The organism is Pseudoalteromonas sp. Z1A6, assembly GCF_011378745.1.
GTDB lineage: Bacteria > Pseudomonadota > Gammaproteobacteria > Enterobacterales > Alteromonadaceae > Pseudoalteromonas > Pseudoalteromonas arctica.
Genome location: NZ_WTKW01000724.1, coordinates 1 through 510, shown reverse-complemented (window position 1 = coordinate 510; position 510 = coordinate 1). Strand labels below are relative to the sequence as shown.

Annotated in this window: 1 protein-coding gene; it reads left to right on the top strand. The window is 35.1% G+C overall.

What is annotated here, in order from left to right; all coding sequences use genetic code 11:
• Nucleotides 1-22: 22 nt before the first annotated feature.
• Nucleotides 23-484: a Cys-tRNA(Pro) deacylase gene (gene ybaK / locus GQR46_RS20510; protein WP_010553941.1), complete on the top strand. Its 462-nt coding sequence runs from the start codon at nucleotides 23-25 to the stop codon at nucleotides 482-484.
• The last annotated feature ends 26 nt before the right edge of the window (nucleotides 485-510 follow it).

Here is a 510-nt window from a genome sequence, read left to right as displayed (position 1 = left end):
TGAATAAAAAAGATGAAACAGCATGACACCAGCAATAGATCTACTTAAAAAGCAAAAAAAAACCTTTGAAGTACTCAGTTATGAGCACGATAAGAATAATAGTCACTACGGGCTTGAAGCCGTTGAAAAGTTAAATTTAGACAGTGCACAAGTATTTAAAACCTTAGTACTTGAAACACATGAAGGGCAACTGATTGTTGCTGTTACGCCTGTATCTCAACAAGTTAATTTAAAACAGTTAGCTAAACTATGTGGTGCTAAAAAAGTAATTATGGCTGCCCCACAAAAAGTACAAGTTAGTACCGGTTATATTTTAGGAGGGGTGAGTCCGCTTGGACAAAAAAAACGTCTAGCTACGTTTATTCATAGCAGTGCTTCTCTCTTTGACACTATTTATGTGAGCGCCGGAAAAAGAGGCTTAGAAATAGCACTCTCGCCAACTGATTTAGCCTTATTGACCAATGCAAAATTTGGCGATTTATAAATTTTATTTTTATAATTATCTTCTAT